Annotated in this window: 1 protein-coding gene and 1 pseudogene; one reads left to right on the top strand and one right to left on the bottom strand. The window is 40.4% G+C overall.

From position 1 onward, the window contains the following. Positions 1-83: 83 nt before the first annotated feature. Positions 84-680 (bottom strand): FlgO family outer membrane protein, encoded by a 597-nt coding sequence (locus A3762_RS23730; RefSeq protein ID WP_082869257.1) that lies wholly within the window; start codon positions 678-680, stop codon positions 84-86. A gap of 80 nt (positions 681-760) precedes the next feature. Between A3762_RS23730 and A3762_RS28650 the strand changes: the two are divergent. Continuing rightward, positions 761-903: pseudogene (locus tag A3762_RS28650) on the top strand (hypothetical protein); the annotation flags it as partial.

Raw genomic sequence — 903 nt, 5'->3', positions numbered from 1 at the left:
ACAGATTGGCTGAGAGTGAGTAAACCAACACATAAGTGCTTTGAAAGAAAGCGTGGAAGAATGAGTCGCATATCTGTTATCCCTTAGTAAATACCTTGGTAAAGACTGCCAGCTTGATTAGAGGTGCTTGGTGTTGAGCCTGCCCACATCATTCCGATAGGAATGGTATCTGTGGCAGCGGCTACAACTTTTCGACTTGAGACATCAATAAGACGAATATTTACAACGACCGATTGGCCTTGGCTATAGTACGTTCCTGTCAGAAAGTAGTTAGCATCCAGGGTGAGATCTAAATCTTTAAGCGTTCTGGTTAACATGACATCTTGATCATCTGTCATATGAATCGTTTTGGTTGTCTTAAATTCAATAACATCTAAACCAGACTGCGCGGCAAGAGTAACTAAGCTTTCTTGAAGTTGTTGCCCTAAGACATTGGCTGGTGGGCGGTTTTTGCCACTTAATTCAGTGATGGGCAAGATAGTGCCGACAGCTACACTTTGACCAAGTGTTAATTCGTCTGATGATGTTAGCAATAATTGGCGAGTTAATTGTTCGACGTGATGATGCAAAGAGCGCTGCGTTTGCTCTAAATCGCTTGTAAATAGACTGTTTTGCGATGTATTCGCGCATGCACTGAGAAGCAAAGTGAAGATTGCTGCAATATAGGCATATAAGGGCATAATGAAGTGCCTGTATGATCAAGTCGGTTTTTATAAAATAACGAGTTAGTGAAAAAGCAAAGCTAATGCCAAGTTAGTTTTTGCAATATTTAAACAAGAGAGAGTGCTGTTTGGCGACTAATTTAATAACAAAAGAAGGGTATTTGGCTTTAAAAGAAGAGCTAGATTATTTATGGCGAGAAGAAAGACCTGAAGTCACCAAAAAAGTTAATTGGGCGGCTTC

It is taken from the genome of Oleiphilus sp. HI0125 (assembly GCF_001635355.1).
The sequence above is the reverse complement of the archived record's forward strand: the minus strand, read 5'-3'. Positions and strand labels throughout refer to the sequence as shown.